This window comes from Mycoplasma sp. 1781 (assembly GCF_053851675.1).
In genome coordinates this window covers 1-17,758 of sequence record NZ_JBSQBC010000017.1, presented here as the reverse complement: position 1 = coordinate 17,758, position 17,758 = coordinate 1, and the positions used below count along the sequence as shown (strand labels likewise).

The following is a 17,758-nucleotide window of genomic DNA, read 5'->3' as shown; positions in this document are numbered from 1 at the left end:
TGCCTTTGCTGAACCAGAAATAATGTTTGAACCCATAAAAGCAAGATTGGGTCTATCTGTCAGATTATCATAATTAGTTTGTGCATCAATAATACTATATTTTTCAATTGCATCGCTTTCGCCAGATAACGAGGATTGCGAAACAAATAAGTCTTTTGCCGCAATAATTCTAACATCACCAGGAATAATATCACCAGCTGCTAAATGGACAATATCACCAACAACTATTTCGTCCATCGGTATTTCCTTTAGAACCCCATCACGCTCAACCAAACAAGTTGTCTCAATAATTTCAATAAGTTTATTGGCACTAGAAGCAGATTTTTGTTCTTGAATAAAGTGAATAATACTGCTGGCAAAAACTATTACCAGAATAATAATGACAGTTATATAATTAACTTCATTATACTTACCACTGCTTATTGGCAATATAATATCGACTACAGCAGTAATAATTGTAAGTATAAAAAGAATAATATTAAACAAATTAAAGAAAGAGCGGATTAATCTTTTTCCAGCAGTGTCAGCCCCTTTTTTGGAAATTTTATTTACACCATATTCATCGCGGTTTTGCTCAACTTGTTTTTCAATCTTGATACCATTTTTAGAAGATTTATATTTTTCAAATAAAAGTTCTACATCACTAATAGATGCTTCAACTAGTCGCTTATTTATCGGATTATTTTTTGCCAAATCTTGCTTAGATAATTTAATATTTTGACTTTCAATATTATTAACCTTTGCTTTCTTCATTATTCACCTCCTTTATATTTAAAATATGTTTAAGGAAGCAGTAATTCTACATAATTAACAAAATGTGCTTAGTGAAAACACAATATTTGTACTACTTCGATCACTACTTTGTACTTCCATTAAGTCACCTTTCCATTTTATATTTACTTAATTTTACATTAAACAACAATTTAAAAAATAAAAAAGTAATAAACATACCTCTTAATATCTAACTTTCATATAACTGTTCTAATTCTTTTTCAGAAAGATTATAAAGGTCTCCGTTTTTAACTATTTGACCATTATTAATAAAAATATATTTAGAAAAATTATTTCTAAGGACATTTAAATCATGAATATTAACTAAAACTGTTGTGTTATATTTCATATTGATATTTTTTAAAATTGACATTATATCCTTTGATGTTTTAATATCTAGTGAACTAGTTGGTTCATCAGCTAAAATAATATCAACGTCTCTTAGCAAAATTTTTGCTATTTCAACACGTTGTTTTTGTCCGCCTGATAAATCAGAAATTTTTGTAAAAATCTTATCTAAAATTCCTAAGGAGTCGAGAACATTATAAATTTCTTGTTTTTGTGATTTAGTTATTATTTTTAACAAGGAAAATAACACATTTTTATATTTTGAATAAAAATGCAAAATATTTTCATAAACATTTAACGACTCAATAAGATTTGTTTCTTGCGAAAGATAACCAACTCTCTTTACTATTTTTTTTCATTGTCGTTTTGAAATGTTCTCTATATCATATTCATTAATAAAAAGTTTGCCTTGACTAGTTTTTAGTTGTTTTAGAATGGCATTAAACAATGTAGTTTTTCCTGAACCAGATCTTCCTATAATAGCAATCATTTCACCTTGATTAATTAACAAATTTATATCATTTAATATATTCATCTTTGATCTTGGGTATGCGGCATAATAATGCTCAAATTGAATTTTCTTCATATTTTAATATTATATTGTAATTTTTAACATATTAATATAACGCAATTATGCAAAAAATAAATTTACATCATATTAATATTAACAAATAGGGCTGACATTATAAATTCTCAATAAATTAAACTTAAAAGACATAAATAAAAAACTCCCAATTAAAGAGAGATTTCCATGTTTAAACAATAGCTTTAATCATTACTTAAAATCTGGTTCTATACCTAAATTTTTAAGAATTTCAACAACAGTTTCCTTCATTTCCTTTGAAAATGAATCAAATATGGATTGTTCATCATCTGTTAATCTGATTTTTGGTAAATGACGATAACCATTTCTTCCTAAAATTACAGGTAATCCAAAATAAACACCACTATTTTCATACTCTTGTGGGAGTTTAACTCCTAATGAATAAATTGCTTGACGATCAGTTAAAATTGATTGCGTAATTTCGGCTAGGTTTTCACCAATTCCAAAATTTGTAATTCCTTTTCCAGTAATAATTTCAAATGCTTCATCCTTAACTTTTTGATTTAATTTTTGTAATCATTCTTCCGAAATTGTATTATTTGCTAATCAATCCTTTAATGAACCAAGTCCTATTCTTATTTTTGAAAACGGAATTAAACATCTTGCTCCGTGTTCTCCAATAACGAATCCAGTGATCGATCCTGCCTTAACATTAATTTTTTCAGACAGGAATTTTTTCATTCTAGCGGTTTCAAGAATTGTTCCAGATGATATAACTCTTTCAGGAGCAAATTTTGTGATTTGTTGATATATTGAAGCCATAATATCAACCGGGTTTGAAGCAATAATAGTAATACCGTTGAAACCTGATTGCTTTATTTTTGTTCCTATTTCAGCAATTAATTTAGCATTATCTGTTAATAATTCAAGTCGATCTTTTAAAACTCCATCCTTCGGTTTTACCGATGCAGTAATAACAATGATCTCAGCATCTGCTAAATCTTGATAAGTTCCAGCCACAAATGTTGAACCGCTTTGTAACATCGAACATGCAGCATCATTCAGATCTTTAGCTTGTGCTTTTGCATATTCAACAAAAGCATCAACCAATACATAATCAGCCTCAATCGATTTATTCAATGAAGCATATAAATAGGCCGAACCAACGGCCCCAACGCCAATAATTCCTATTTTAGTCATTTTTTTGTCCCCCCATTAATTCGTTAATTTTTTTAGCCATAACGATATTAAACGTTTTTAATCCGGTTTCTTCAAATGGATCTATCTTCATAAGATGTGCACTCATTATTGATGCACGATGAATAAAGGAAACAATTCAACCCAATGTTTTGTCCTCTAAATCACTAATAACTATATCTATAAAAGGTATTTGAATACCTAGATAATAATCCTTAGTTGCTTGCAATAATGCCTTATTTACATTGTTAAATGTTTTCTTCATTAAAAAATTAAGTTCATCGCCATCATTGTCATTAACAATAGCTATATTGAAGTCAAACATGGGATTTTGAACCAAAACATGAGTATTAAACATTCTTCTTTGCTTATTATAAAACAAATTAGCAAACGTTTTAGTATCAGAAGGATGAATAAATGTGTTAACCTGTATCCCTTTATAACTTCGATATGAAGACGAAACCAGATACATAGCAAATAAATCATTTAAACATTTATAAATTTTAGATCCCGAAACAATATTCTCAATTGCAAAAATGTCTTTCTCTTCATGATTGCGATCTTGTTTATTAAATATATATCTAACTAGAGCGTAACGATATGCACTATTATTTTCTAAATTTGTGTTACTAAAATATTCATTTGCTTCTTTTGCACCTTCAATATAATCATCAATGTCAATATTAGCACAAGCAAGAGGCAATAAAACTGCTGCTGAATAGTTTAAATATCTTTCAGGGGTATTATCTAATAAAACTAAATGATTATAATTTTTTGTTTGAACAAGATTGAATAATTTTCCATAGTTGTTATTAGTTGTTATAAAAATATAATTGGTTGCATTATTTCTGCCAACCTGTACATTAAGTAATGTAACCAATTCTCTAAAAACAATTAAGCTCTCAATATCCTCTCCATTTTTTGATATAACATTAATTGCAAATGACCTATTTTCTAAATATTGAATTAGGTTTAAGATATCTATTCCTTCATAACTTTCATCAACATACATAATCTCAATTCCACAATTGTTTCTTAAGCGGGAATTCGCTAGGCCTATTATACTCTTTGATTGAATACATATATGTTGTGGAGCAATGACAACAAAGGTTTGGATTTTTTCATCATTAAAAAATTTGACAATTTTTTTTATCTTTGAATAATCACTCCTTTGGATATTTCTATCAATTTCAAAAAAACCAAAATTTTTATATCCTTCAATCTCTTTGGATTTTATTTTATCATTAATATCGTTAATAATATCCTTATATTTACCACTAAATAATTTAGAGTCAATAACCTGGTCAGATAAAAATTCTATCTTACTTCTAATCGCCATAATGTATTCCTTTATTTGTAAAATCAAGCAATTTATCAAACTTAGCGCCATTTTTATCAAGTTTAAAACTAAAAGGATTTCTTAATTCCTTTGGATGAATTTGCTTAAATGAAAAAATAAGTTCGCCATTTGCTGCTATATCAATAATTATTAGTTCTTTAATGTCATTAATCTTAAAAAATGAATTCAAATTACTTATATAATAATCACTAACTTCAGAAATGCCTAAATAACCAACATGGTTGGTTTTGGTTATAAGAGTTATAAATTTGCTTGAAATTTTGTAAACTTTTGCCTTTATTATTTGACCGACTGAATAACTCATCTTTTTCCCTTTTAAATGTACTTAGTAGCATATAAATTATATGCTAAATAACAAAAAATAATTATGATATCCAAAGTATATTTTATATTTTCAAAGCAAAATAGCATATCTATAAAACTTACTCTTAAATTCAATATTAATTACAACATAAGTAAAAAGAGATTTTTTCCTCTTTGCAAACTAAAAAGTACTATAATTGAATCATAAATTTATGAACAGGGGTGCCCATTAAGGCTGAGAAATACCCTCGTTAGCTGATCCAGATAATACTGGCGTAGTGAGTTCTTATTTTTTGGTCATCATCCCTTTTTAATTAAATTGAAGGGATTTTTGTTTTATGAAAAATAAAAAAATAGCGTTTATACTAAGCCTAAGCACTCTAATGTCCACATTTGCCTTTATTTCTATTGCGTGCAGTGCAAAGCAGGATGCTAATTTAACATTAAAATTTGTTATAAATGAGCCTTTTTTTGGTAATAAAAAACATCTATTTTTTAGCAAAATTTTATCTGAATTTAAAAAGAAAATAAATAAGGATGCAACAATTAAAGTAAGATACGTTTCAGCAAATAATGATATAGCTGGTATTGTTAGAAAAAAAACAAGCAACATTGCTATCATTACGACTCCTTTATTTATCAGAAACAATGATCAAAATATTATTCCTATTTTGCAAACTATGACTAGGGCATTTAAATTTGATAAAAATTTTAATGATAGCTACTCAGATGGATCAAACACTGACAAATTAAGAATTATTGCTGCTAAATTACAAAAATTGTTTAATAAAAAATCATATACCGCATGAACCGATGAAGAATATAGTTGAAATGGAAATATATACGAATATTTCTATGCAAAAAATAATGAATTAGTTGAATACTATCGTGGCATTATAATGATTCAAGGCACAAATGAAGAAAGAGAACAAATTAAAAAAGCATGAGACAATAAAGATTGAAATACTTTTAGAAATTTTGGTATTGTGACCGGTAAGGAAAGCAGCGGTTCAAAATATATTCTACAAGAAGCATTATTCAAAAAGCATTTTAATCTAGAAAACAATAAATTTAATTCTTTTGCTGAAGATAAAATAAAAAATATCGAAAAATATACACAAGGAGAAGCAAAAAATATAGCGAATGGTTCACTTAAAAAATATCATATTGTTTTCGATGAAATGGCCTCGTTTGCCTATCGCAATAATAAAAGGGGCAAGTTTTACACCCCTGATGATGAGAATGTTAAAATTGAATTTTTAACGGCCACTGATCCACTAAAGTATAATGTTGTAGTGGTTAATAAAGATGATTTCAATATGGAACAAATAAACTATTTAAAAAATATAATAATAGACTTATGAAGAAATAACGAAGATGATTATGGTCCTACCGTAGGATTTAATGGCTACAAAATAATTAATGATGTTGATAAGGAAGTAATACAGCCTTATAATAAAATATTTAGTTAATATGTGATTAAAAAGAAACATTTTTAAAGAACAGTTAAAATTAGGCAATACTATTTTAAAAAACGGACCATATCGGCTAGTTTGAAAAATAGCATTTTTTGTTTTTATTATTTTACTAATTATAGCTTCAATCTATATTGTTAATTTTAGTTTTGCACCATCAGGTATTAATCTCTTTATTAAAAATTTAAGGGATTTTTTTTCTCCAAGTAGTTTTAGTAATATATATAAACAAAATCTCTTTTATATTTCTTTTTTGTTTTTATGAAATAGTATAAAAATAATTTTCCTAAGTACAATTATTGGATTCATGCTCGCATTTCTCACTTCATATTTTTCTAATATTAAAACCAATAGCAAATATATAGCTATTCCATCTAAAGTTATAGTAATTGCTTTAAGAATTTTTCCAGAATTGTTTTTTGTATATTTATTTAAAATTTCTTTTGATAAAAAACTAGCGATAGCATTAATTTTTTGTTGATTTACATGACTTTGATTGCATGAGTATTTTTCACAAATAATTGAGAATGCTAATTTTAGTATTTTTTATCATTTGGTAAAATCACAGCACTCAAGACAAAAGGCTTTTTGAACAGAAATATGACCTCAACTTAGAAAAAAATTCATAAGTTACTTCATCTATGCATTTGAAACAAATTTACGTTGGTCAGCAATACTAGCTAATATTGGTTTTTTAGGAATAGGAATTTTAATAAATCCTCAAATTCAGCCAATAAATTATACAGAACTAATAATACCTTTGTTAATACTAGTTTCCTTCTTGTTTTTAGTGGAAATTATTAGTGAAAATATAAACAAATTCCTATTTGAATCTCGAAAACAAGATAATATCAATTTTAAGAAATATCAAACTAATAATATAATCAAAAAAACTTTTATTTCACTATTTATTTTACTTACCTTTGTGCTAATTTGCATAGCTATAAAAGATTTAGCTCATGAAAAATTTTATGAGACCGAAGCTACTGGCTTTTTAAATAATATGTTTAAGGGGAGTTGAAAAGATATAATTTTTAGCTTTAGCGAAGATGGAATTTTTTGGATTATCATTCAATTTGCATCACTTGTATTCTTAACCTTCATTTTAACATATTTTATTTCATATTTTAGAATGCTATTAATGTCTAAATCAATAGTAGGAAAACATTTAAGTATCTTCTATAAGTATTTAAATATATTAATAAGAGCAATACCTGCTGTTATTATATTTCTAATGCTTTCTAATCTTTTTGAAGAATTGTCAGCATCATTTGTTTTTGCTTTTGGTATCCATAGTGCATCTTCAATATCAAGAAACTTATATCAGACAATTAATAACATTAGTATAGAAAAAATAAAAGAATTAAAAAAACTAGGCTTCTCTAATTTTTTGATATATAGAAATTTTATTCGCCCAAAAATTAGACTAGATTTCATTAGCTTTGCAAGCCTAGAACTAGAAAAAATAGCTAGAAATTTTATAATTTATGGTTCTTTGTCTTCTTCATTATTAGGCCAAAAAACAAATCTAACAAGAGCAAAAGATATAGCTGATGTTTCGCCTTATTTGTGAATAGGTTTTATTATCATTGCGCTAATCAGTTTCACTTCATATTTCATAAGATTTAGTATTAAACAAAGAAATTAAAATAAAAGACAGATAATCTGTCTTTTATTTGTTTATGTCAGTCACCTGAAATGGTACGCCCTAGAGGATTCGAACCTCTGACCCAATGGTTAAAAGCCATTTGCTCTACCTTCTGAGCTAAGGGCGCTTCTGGTGCCCAGAACTGGACTTGAACCAGCACGGCCATTACAGCCAACGGATTTTAAGTCCGTAGCGTCTACCATTCCGCCACCTGGGCATTAATTGATTAATGCTTAAATATTATAATATATTTTTTAAAAAATAAAAAAAATTAATTTTTGTAAATTCTCAATTATTTTGCTACATTGCAATTCTCAATTATTTTCAACATCCTATAGTTTAAAATAATTATAAGAGGTAACGGGAAATATAAAAAAATAGAAATCCAGAATTTAGCAGATTTTAAGAAAAAAAGAAAAGATATTTATACCGATATAACTAATTAAAAAATTAAAAATAAACCAAATCGCCATAAAACACGAAGTTAGCCGTTTTACGGTCTCTAAAATTAAAAAATCTATAAATTTTAGTGGGACATTTAATGTCTCGCACAAAAATAAGGGAAATAAATATAAACAAAAGTTTAGTGATGATCTTGTAGATTCTGAAATTGAAAAAATCAGAGATTTTAGTTCTTTTGTTTTTGATCAACCCAGAGATAGAACTAGAAATGTTACTATGGCAATTTATTATAGAACAAAAGGTTCAATAATCTCTTTAAAAACTCTTTACAGACGCACTTTAAAAAGGGGCTATGCAACAGAGCACTCGCACAAAGCGACTAGAAAAGAAGCTAAAAGAAACGCAAAAAATATTTTAAATAACACAATTCCAGAAACAATATTTTATTATGCAATAAATAGCAAATTATAGAATCTTAAAACAATAGAAAAAAATGCAGTAATAAAAAATACCTGGAAAAATCTTTCTCCAGGTATGATCGTTGGGATCGATGCTACGCCAGACACAATGGGATTGGGTGAAACTTTTCATACTCACCACGCTATTGGTCCTGCCACTAGTAGGCTTTAGCAGTCCGTGTGTCTAAAGAGGAAACCGATATTGGTTATATGAATCTGCTTGAAAAACTTTTTAGAACACATGGAATTCCGCAGATTATAAGGACCGATAAGAGAACAATTTTTTGAAAAAAGAGTTTTCATGTACACCTATTACTGAGTATTTGCAATCCTTAGGCTTTAAAGTTCAAACTTCTAGTGTTTTGCAATTTAAGTCTTTTGTTGAAAGGTCTTTTAAAACTGCTCAATTAAATTATCCCATATGCTTTAAAATAAAGAATATAAAACATTGAACAGAAATTAGTAAAATTGAAGACCAATTAATAGATTACTTTAATTTTATATCTCCAAAATTAAAAAGAAATAGCGATAAAAACTGTTTTAGAAAAATAACTGAAGGCGATCCTGGTTGGTATGTTGATTATCATTTTAAAAACAAAAGTCATTTTGGTGCAGTTAAGTACCTAAACGAATATTATGGCCCAGTTGATACTGACGGCAATAGAGTTAATTTTTCAAAGAAAATAAAAGTTTTATTTTGTATGAACTCAGGTGGTGAATATTTTTTTAAAACTCCGGAAAATCATTACAAAGCAAGTAGTGATTTATCTAACTTTAACTCACAAGAGATTTTTTAATAGGTAAAAATCTTGACGTTTGAGACGTTTTGACTTATAAATTGAGTTTGATAGTCGTAACGCATAAGTCAGTAGTTTCAACATTTACGGATAAGTTTAATTACTTGATTAGAAATTTAGAAAAATTTAAATTAAATACATCAGGTTTAAAGGAAGAAATGAGCCACCTAAAATCAATGTTTAAAAGTACAATTAACCAATCCAAATATGAATAAATTTAAAAAATAAGGGCCGTAAGGTTAATTTAAAAATATATTACTATTTAATTTTTTTCAAAATATATAGATTGACAAAAAAATAATAGCAAAGTGTCACACTTTGCTAATTTTCCTGATTACTAGTTTAAATTTTTAGGTCTTAAAAAATAAATTTGATATCATAAGTTTAATAAGGATTTTTAAACTATAAAAATGTTGCAATTTGATTAAGAATTAACACTTATATTACTTTTATAAATTTAATTAAAACTTCTTTAGCAATGATTGTCCTGTCATTTCCTTTGGTTTCTGAATATTTAAATATTCAAGAATTGTGGGTGCAACATCACAAAGCGACCCATTTTTTAATTCAATATTTTTATCAGTTGAAACAAATAAAACCGGACTTGTTGTATGTTTTGTTGCAGGTTTATTATTTTCATCCTCAGTTATTTCGGCATTTCCATGATCAGCAGTTATGAATCATGTTACTTTATCACGATTAGCTATCACGAATTTAAGAATTCGTTCAAATTGTTCATCTAGAAACTCAATTGCTTTTATTGTTGCTTGTAAATTCCCAGTATGACCCACCATATCTGGATTAGCATAATTCATGATAACAAAGTCATAATCATTAATTTTTTCAAGCAATTCGTCAGTTATTTCTTTAGCTGACATATGAGGATAATCAGCAAAGCTTGCAGCTTTGATACTATTTACTAAAATTCTATCTTCATTTTTATAAATAACTTCTTTTCCACCATCCATAAAGAAGGTCACATGCGCATATTTTTGAGTCTCTGCTAATCTTAGTTGTTTTAGATTATTGGTTGCTAACACTTCTCCAAGCGGGTTATCTACTTGCATTTCTTTAAATGCGACTAAGGAATTAATACCCTCATATTTCATTAAAGAAGCAAAGAGATTTGGTTTTGTTTTGTTTTTAGGTTTATATTCATATAGTTTGCTATCTAAAATTAGATGACTAAGTTGTCTAGCACGATCTGGTCTAAAATTAAAGAAAAAAACATTATCATTTTCTTTTAAAAATAAGCCATTTTGGTTTTGTGCAGGGTAGAAAAACTCGTCATAAATTCCTTGATTATATTGTTCGTTTATATACTTATTAATATCTTTATACTTGATGGGCGATTTACCAAGAATCGCTTCAAGTGCCAATTCATTTCTTTCGAATATTTGGTCACGGTCCATAGCATAAAAGCGCCCTGAAATGCTTGAAATCGGATAATTGAAATCTTCTGATAATTTTTTAAGTATTATCAATGAATCATTAATTGATTGTGGCTTGACATCTCGACCATCACCAAAAATATGAATTGAAACTTTTTTAAGTCCCTTGTGGTTGGCAAGTTTTATAATTTCAAATAAATGGTTATCTAATGAATGTACACCGCCATTACTTAGCAAGCCCATTAAATGCAAAGTGGTATTGTTTGCTATTGAATTATCAATTAATTTATTTATTACCTCGTTTTTTTCAAAATCACCAGTCTCTATTGCTCTATTAATCAATGATAAACCAGTATATACAATTCTTCCTGCCCCGATGTTTAGATGGCCGACTTCTGAATTCCCAATTTGACCTTTCGGAAGGCCCACATATTCTCCGGATGCTTGCAAAACAGAATTAGGACACATTGCAAACAAATAATCAAATATTGGATGATAAGCCTGTGCAAAAGCATTTCCTTGTCTTTCATTTCTAAGACCCAAACCATCAATTACTGTTAATATTACTTTTTTTTGATTTTCCATACATTACCTCTATAATAAAAAAATATATTTTTACTTATATAAATTTTATAATAAAACAAATGATGCTAAATCATTTCGATTGATTGAGGTGTTAAATTATAAAATATCTTAAAAAGATTGAGATTTGACTTTTTTTGGTCCATTTTTTCCTCTAATTATGTAAACTGAAGGCAAATGTAATATAATAAAAAATGTGTATCTATTGTGGACACACAAATCTTTATTTTTTAAACTTTATCAAAAGGTAAAAAATTTTATTAAATGATAAATTAATAAACTAAATTTAAGGATAAGTATATATATGACTCCAAAAAACAAAAAAGCCCTAATTATTAGTGGTATTGTAGGCGGTATTGTTTTAGTACCTACAGTAGTTACAATAATTCCATATGGCGCTCAAATTTCATGATTTAAAAGAGAAACTCAAAAGAATCAAAGATATGAGAAAGAATATGTAGAAGCTAAGAAAGCAGCTGTTGAAGATGAAGCAAATAAGGCTTTAAAAGCTAAAATCGATGCTAAGGATGCTCAAATTGCAGACTTAACACAAAAAAGCCAAAATGCTGATGAAGCAACTAAAGCAAAATTAGAACAAGAAATTAGAAATGCTGAAGCAGAACGTGCTCAACTTGACGATCAATATCAAGAAAATATTGAATCTAAAATTTTACCTATATTAGCAAAAATTGCTGAAGAAGGTGATTTGAGATACTACGAAGGTACCTTAAAAAATACAGCCGAATATGTAGTATTGTCATACAAAAAATTTCAAAGAGATTTAGCAAAACTTGCTTCTAGAGATGATTTAGATATAAATTATCCAAGCAAGGAAAATGCTCAAGAAATTATTAAGTTCTATCAAGATTGAATTAATACATTTTCGAAAATTAATTCAAGAAACCTAAACACTGCCTCAACAGCATGAGTAAGCGGATTAAAATATGAATGAGAAATAGCTAAAACAGTTTATGCATCAGAAAGCCGTTTACTTGGTGTTTGATTAGAATGAGGTCTATCTTCAGCATATCCTATCAATGCTTTTTATGACACAATTAGTTCAATTGATGAAGAGAGAGCTCCAAAGGTTCAAAAGAATCTTAAAGAAGGAATTGAATCTGATGTTGTTTTATCAAAAGTGGTTATCAAAAATAATGTAAGATCAATTTTATCTAATTTTTACCAAGATCAATTGAAAGAATTTTTAAAAGGATCTGACGAGGAAATAAAAGTTACTGACCTTATTGCAAAAAATGAAGAATTAGCTAAATCAAGCCCAAAATTAGTGGAATTCCACAAATTCTATGCTGATGAATATTACAAGGCTTCTAAATCAGGTTTGGGTGAAAATCTAGGTGAATTAAAACTATATAAAACAAATAAAATCAACGAAAAAGAAAATCACGTTGAAGTATTTGATGGCAATGATGTTAAAACAGTTTATGGTGTTGGTTTAACCGAAAAAGACCTAAATGCTAAGAATGTTGGTTTAAATTCTATCGTAGGAAAACCAGGTGTAACAGATGGAGATAAGGTTTATAGTGGTATCTTAAAATTCTCTACTACTACAGATGATACAGCCCAAGATGTGTTTAATTCAGGTTATGAAACAACGACAACAGCTGCTAAAAATATGAAATTGACAGCCGCTGCAGTTGCTAAATTAATTACTGGAAAAGACAAAGGTGTATGAGCTCCAACAATTAAGTATGATGCTGATGGTCTTGGACCAAATCCAGTTAAAGAAGTTAAATTAAACATTAGAGATGCTAATGGTGAAATTAATATTTCTGATTTCTATAAGTGATTAAACCAAGAACAATTCTTCTTTGGCCGTGAAGATGCTTCATATTACACAGAAGCTAAAAAACACGATTTAGCAAATGATCCTAAATTAGAGGATGCAAGAAAAAATCTAACCAGATTAGGATATGACTTCTTAAAGACAAATCACAAGAAATATGGTTCGATTACAAATGAACAATTCTACTATGGAGCACTAGAAGCATTCAAGGGTTACCATGAATTTAGAGATACTACAATTGATCATGGATATTCATATTTCCCTAAGAGTGTTCCAAGATACGGAATCACTTCATATGAATATAAAAGACGTGCTGAAGAAGGTGTTGGTGCATATAATGGTAATGCACAAGTTGAAAAAGATGGATTTGGTGCATTTACATTTAATGTTGATCCATACTATAGCTTACCAAAATGATCAGTAACTTCTTTTGCTAACCACGAAAGTGTTATGGGACACCACAACCAAATCTATTACGCTAAAAAGTTTTTAAAAACTATTGATGGATTAACTGTTGGAAATATCTTTGATTACACTTCATATGCAGAAGGTTGGGCTTTATTTATGGAATGATTCGGAATTGAATCAGGACTATATGGAACTCCTGACTTTGACAGCGAAGACTATTACGCTTTCCCAGTAAGTTTTAAACATTCAAATGGAATTACAAGCTTTGTTTCTTCAGCAATATCGCAAGATGAATCAGCTGTAACTGCTGCAGAAATTAAAGGAATGAAGGAATTACATGGTGGTGTATATTGAAGTTTAGTTGCATCAGAAGGCAAAAATAACTCAAGCGATGAAGAACACACTCTAAGAGCTGTTGAATTAGCTAATATGTTACAATATTTTGGTGCTTTAAATGAAGCTCAATTACGTAACATGAGACGTGCTGTCGATCCTGCATACCATGGAAGAATTGAAGGAAAAGAAGATTTACCTGCCGGTGCATCAATTCAAGATGTTAGAAACTTCCTACATGCTAACTCAGCATTAGGAATTGGTGATATTACATCAGAATCAAAACGTTATCTAAACCTACCTGGACAAGCAACATCATATAATGCTGGTAAAGAAGCTATGTTGAAGCTATATGACAGAGTACGTCAATCAAAGGGACTTTCAAGAAAAGATTTTGTTACTGTCGAAGATAAGGCAAACATTAAAGAACTATTAAATCTAATGTTAGAAACAGGTGGATTGCCTCTTGAAACTTTAAAGGAAATTGTAGAATTACATTACAAACTATAAGAGATTTAATTATTCTTTTTTTAAAAAACATCTAGCTAGTCTAGATGTTTTTAATTTTCCTTTCTTGTAGTGAAACTAAAACTCTGTATAGTATCAAAGATAAATATTTTTATGCTTTTTCATTTAAAATTAAGGTACCTGCAATTTTTGGCAGGAACTACTAAACATTGGATTTATATTTTTAAATTAGACATATAATAAAAGGATTTTAAATAATATATATGACTCAAAAAACAAAAAAAGCATTAATAATAACTTCGGTTGTTGGCACCTTAGTTGCAGCTCCTGTGATTTTTACTGTAATCCCTTTTGCTGCTCAAAATGCTTTATTTAGAAAAACAATTAATGAAAACAAGAAACTAGAAAGCGAATTAACAAATGCTGAGGCAAAGGCAGTTGAGGCAAATGTTGATACAAAAAATAATATTGAGGAAAAGAATACCAAACTAAAAGATTTAAACACAAAGTATAATGAATTGGATGATAAAAAGGGTGAACAAGCCACAAAAATTGCTAAAGAAATCAAAACCCTTGCTAGCGAAATTAGAAATCTTGAGTTAGAATACAAAGTAAACATTGATAATGCAATATTGCCTTATTTAGCTAAAATCGCTCAACATGGTGATGCTAAGTATTATGATAATAATTACAAACATACAGCCAGATATATTGTTCTTTCATATGATAAGTTTCAGAGAGAATTAGATGATTTGGCGGCAAATATTGATATATTCTATCCTGAAAAAGAAGATGTTGACAAGATTGTTAAATACTATCAAAAATGAATTGATTCATTTTCAAAAATTAACTCTAATAATCTCAATGTAACTACAACAGCCTGAGCAAGTGGATTGAAATATGATTGGGAAATCGCACAAACCGTCTATGCTTCGCAAGGGCGACTAGCAGGTGCATTTTATGAAGGTGGACCAACATCAGCTTACCCAGTTAATTCATTTTATAAAACTATTTTAAGAATAACTGGCGATAGAGCCGAAAAGATGCAAAGAAACTTAAATGAAGGAATGCAAGCTAATATTGTTTTATCAAAAGTTGTTATTAAAAACAATGTTAATATCATTTTATCAAGACATTATTCAAAGGAATTGTTAGAGTTTGCAAAAGGAACACAAGAATCAAAGTCTGTTATTGAGATAATTGATTCTAATAAAACTCTTGATGAAAAAACTAAGGCATTCCATAAATTTTATGCAACTGAATATTACAAAGCATCAACTACTGGCTTAGGCGAAAATTTAGAAGAGCTTAAGGTATTTAAATCAAATGCAGTTAATGAATTAGAAAATACTATTGAAATTTTTGATAATTCAAGTAAAAAAGTTGTTTCAATTTACGGGCTTGGTTTAACTGAAAAAGATCTTGATGCTAAAAATGTTGGTTTATCAAGTATTCCTGGTGATGAGAAAAATACAACTGGTAAAAAGATATATGATGGTATTTTAAAGTTTGCTACAACTTCAAACGATTCTGCACAGGACGTATTTAATTCGGGTTATGAAACAACAAAGACGGCTGTTAAGAACATGGAATTAACTGCAAAAGCAGTTGCCAGATTAATTACCGGAAATGAGAACGAGCCATGAACCCCAACTATTAAGTATGATTCTGATGGTGTTGGCCCACAAGAGGTTAAGGATGTTGTACTTGAAATAAGAGATTCAAATGGGAATATTAATTTGCCTGAGTTTTATAAATGATTAAACCAAGAACAGTTCTTTTTTGGTCGCGAAAATTCCTCATATTACACGCAAGAAAAGAAGAATGAATTAGAAAAAGACCCAAAATTACAAGATGCTATTAAAAATTTAAAGAATCTAGGTTATGAATTCTTAAAAGGCCAAAATTCTAAATATGGTTCAATTACAAATGACCAGTTTTATTACGGAGCTTTAGAAGCTTTTAAAGGTTATAATCAATTTAGAGACACTACTATTAACGAAGGATATTCTTATTTCCCTAAACAAGTGCCGAGATATGGAATTACTACATATGAATATTCAACTCGTTTAAGTTCAGGTGTCGGTGCATATAACGGAAGAGCTAAGGTTGAAAAAGACGGATTTGGTGCATTTACATTTAATGCGGACCCTTATTTTGGCTTGCCAAAATGGTCAGTAACTTCATTTGCTAATCACGAAAGCGTCATGGGACATCACAATCAAATATACTATGCGCAAAAATTTCTAAAAACTGTTGATGGGCTAACGATAGGAGACATTTTTAACTATACTTCATACAAGGAAGGTTGAGCTTTATTTATGGAATGATTTGGAATCGAGGCAGGTTTATATGGAACGCCTGACTTTGAAAATGAAGATTATTACGCTTTACCTGTTAGCTTCAAATCAGCAAAAGGAATTACAAGTTTTGTTAAAGCGACAAGACCACAATATGTAACTAACGAAGAAATTAAAGGAATGAAGGAACTACATGGTGGCGTGTATTGAAATTTAGTTGTTTCAAAAAACAAAATCGATGATGATAAATTGCATACTTTGAAAGCCGTTGAATTAGCTAATATGTTGCAATATTTTGGTGCTTTAAATGAAGCTCAATTGCGTAACATGAGACGTGCTGTTGATACTGCATATCATGGAGATATTAAAGGTACTGATGATTTACCAGCTGGCGCTTCAATTAATGACATAAGAAAATTCCTGCATGCTAACTCAGCATTAGGAATTGGTGATATTACATCAGAATCAAAACGTTATTTAAATCTACCCGGACAAGCAACATCGTATAATTCTGGTAAAGAAGCAATGTTGAAACTATATGATAGAGTTCGTAAGTTAAAAGGCCTTTCAAGAGAAGAATTTGTATCAAATAAGGAAAACATTAAGGAATTTTTGAATTTATTATTAGAGACCGGTGCATTACCTCTTGAAACCTTGAAAGAAATTGTCGAATTACATTACAATTTATAATTTTATCTGGAAAATTAAAACTAGCCTTTTTGGCTGGTTTTTTTCTTGTTAGGGGAATAAAATAATATAATTAAATTTTTTTATTTTTCATTAAATTGCAACAAAAATGAGCCACCTAACATATATAGTAAAATGTTATAGATGGTCTTATTATGTATGAAATAGAATTAAACTATTTTCAGTTAAATAGAAAACGAAAAATTAGATGTTATAACTACATATTCTAATTTAACAAATAAGCAATTATCCTTAAAAGCAAGATGTTCAATACTAACTATAAAAAGATTAAAACAAAAATTAAGAAATGCTGAATTATGCAAAAAAAGAAGTTAATTTAGCACATCGCAACCAATGAGGCGACAGAAAAAAGATTTACAACTATGTTTTAATTATCAATTATTAAAAAATATGAAAGCAAAAAATTATTGCTGGAACAAAAAATAGTTCTTGTAATTCATATATGTCTTAGTGTTTGTTTT

12 protein-coding genes, 2 tRNA genes and 1 riboswitch are annotated in these 17,758 nt (G+C 28.6%); of the genes, 6 read left to right on the top strand and 8 right to left on the bottom strand.

The window, feature by feature from the left end; genetic code table 4:
* The 5 genes from ACWXVP_RS02975 to ACWXVP_RS02955 form a co-directional block, all read right to left on the bottom strand.
* On the bottom strand, positions 1-753 hold a 753-nt coding region (locus tag ACWXVP_RS02975), incomplete at its 3' end, for a P-type ATPase (protein ID WP_456012995.1).
* Positions 754-961: 208 nt separating this feature from the next.
* A complete protein-coding gene (locus ACWXVP_RS02970; protein ID WP_455966374.1) occupies positions 962-1,705 on the bottom strand; it encodes a phosphonate ABC transporter ATP-binding protein in 744 nt (247 codons plus the stop codon).
* 189 nt (positions 1,706-1,894) lie between these two features.
* Positions 1,895-2,863 carry a lactate/malate family dehydrogenase gene (locus ACWXVP_RS02965; RefSeq protein ID WP_438340352.1) on the bottom strand — a complete coding sequence of 323 codons (969 nt, stop codon included), beginning with the start codon at positions 2,861-2,863 and terminating at the stop codon, positions 1,895-1,897.
* Entirely contained in the window at positions 2,856-4,199 is a 1,344-nt protein-coding gene (locus ACWXVP_RS02960; protein ID WP_456012993.1) for a hypothetical protein, read from the bottom strand. Before ACWXVP_RS02960 ends, ACWXVP_RS02965 begins: the two co-directional genes overlap by 8 nt.
* Positions 4,189-4,524: a hypothetical protein gene (locus ACWXVP_RS02955; protein ID WP_444704808.1), complete on the bottom strand. Its 336-nt coding sequence runs from the start codon at positions 4,522-4,524 to the stop codon at positions 4,189-4,191. Before ACWXVP_RS02955 ends, ACWXVP_RS02960 begins: the two co-directional genes overlap by 11 nt.
* A gap of 207 nt (positions 4,525-4,731) precedes the next feature.
* Positions 4,732-4,822, top strand: a riboswitch (TPP riboswitch).
* 39 nt (positions 4,823-4,861) lie between these two features.
* Here ACWXVP_RS02955 and cypl point away from each other — a divergent pair.
* Complete coding sequence (gene cypl, locus ACWXVP_RS02950) at positions 4,862-5,995, top strand: ABC transporter thiamine pyrophosphate-binding lipoprotein p37/Cypl (RefSeq protein WP_456012991.1); 1,134 nt, start codon at positions 4,862-4,864, stop codon at positions 5,993-5,995.
* Between the two features lie 310 nt (positions 5,996-6,305).
* Positions 6,306-7,646 (top strand): ABC transporter permease subunit, encoded by a 1,341-nt coding sequence (locus tag ACWXVP_RS02945; protein WP_455994951.1) that lies wholly within the window; start codon positions 6,306-6,308, stop codon positions 7,644-7,646.
* A 51-nt stretch (positions 7,647-7,697) separates the two neighbouring features.
* Here the strand turns inward: ACWXVP_RS02945 and ACWXVP_RS02940 are convergent.
* Both ACWXVP_RS02940 and ACWXVP_RS02935 read right to left on the bottom strand, forming a co-directional pair.
* Positions 7,698-7,773, bottom strand: a tRNA-Lys gene (locus ACWXVP_RS02940).
* 3 nt (positions 7,774-7,776) lie between these two features.
* A tRNA-Leu gene (locus tag ACWXVP_RS02935) sits at positions 7,777-7,863 on the bottom strand.
* Positions 7,864-8,790: 927 nt separating this feature from the next.
* Between ACWXVP_RS02935 and ACWXVP_RS02930 the strand changes: the two genes are divergently transcribed.
* Both ACWXVP_RS02930 and ACWXVP_RS02925 read left to right on the top strand, forming a co-directional pair.
* Complete coding sequence (locus tag ACWXVP_RS02930; protein ID WP_456012989.1) at positions 8,791-9,303, top strand: hypothetical protein; 513 nt, start codon at positions 8,791-8,793, stop codon at positions 9,301-9,303.
* Positions 9,304-9,350: 47 nt separating this feature from the next.
* Entirely contained in the window at positions 9,351-9,518 is a 168-nt protein-coding gene (locus tag ACWXVP_RS02925; RefSeq protein WP_456012987.1) for a hypothetical protein, read from the top strand.
* Between the two features lie 246 nt (positions 9,519-9,764).
* Here the strand turns inward: ACWXVP_RS02925 and gpmI are convergent, their stop codons facing one another.
* Positions 9,765-11,279 carry a 2,3-bisphosphoglycerate-independent phosphoglycerate mutase gene (gpmI, locus tag ACWXVP_RS02920; RefSeq protein ID WP_456002401.1) on the bottom strand — a complete coding sequence of 505 codons (1,515 nt, stop codon included), beginning with the start codon at positions 11,277-11,279 and terminating at the stop codon, positions 9,765-9,767.
* A gap of 301 nt (positions 11,280-11,580) precedes the next feature.
* Here gpmI and ACWXVP_RS02915 point away from each other — a divergent pair, with 301 nt between their 5' ends.
* Together ACWXVP_RS02915 and ACWXVP_RS02910 are read left to right on the top strand one after the other, a co-directional pair.
* A complete protein-coding gene (locus ACWXVP_RS02915; protein WP_456012985.1) occupies positions 11,581-14,331 on the top strand; it encodes a DUF885 family protein in 2,751 nt (916 codons plus the stop codon).
* 221 nt (positions 14,332-14,552) lie between these two features.
* Positions 14,553-17,279 carry a DUF885 family protein gene (locus ACWXVP_RS02910; protein WP_456012983.1) on the top strand — a complete coding sequence of 909 codons (2,727 nt, stop codon included), beginning with the start codon at positions 14,553-14,555 and terminating at the stop codon, positions 17,277-17,279.
* Positions 17,280-17,758: the final 479 nt, after the last annotated feature.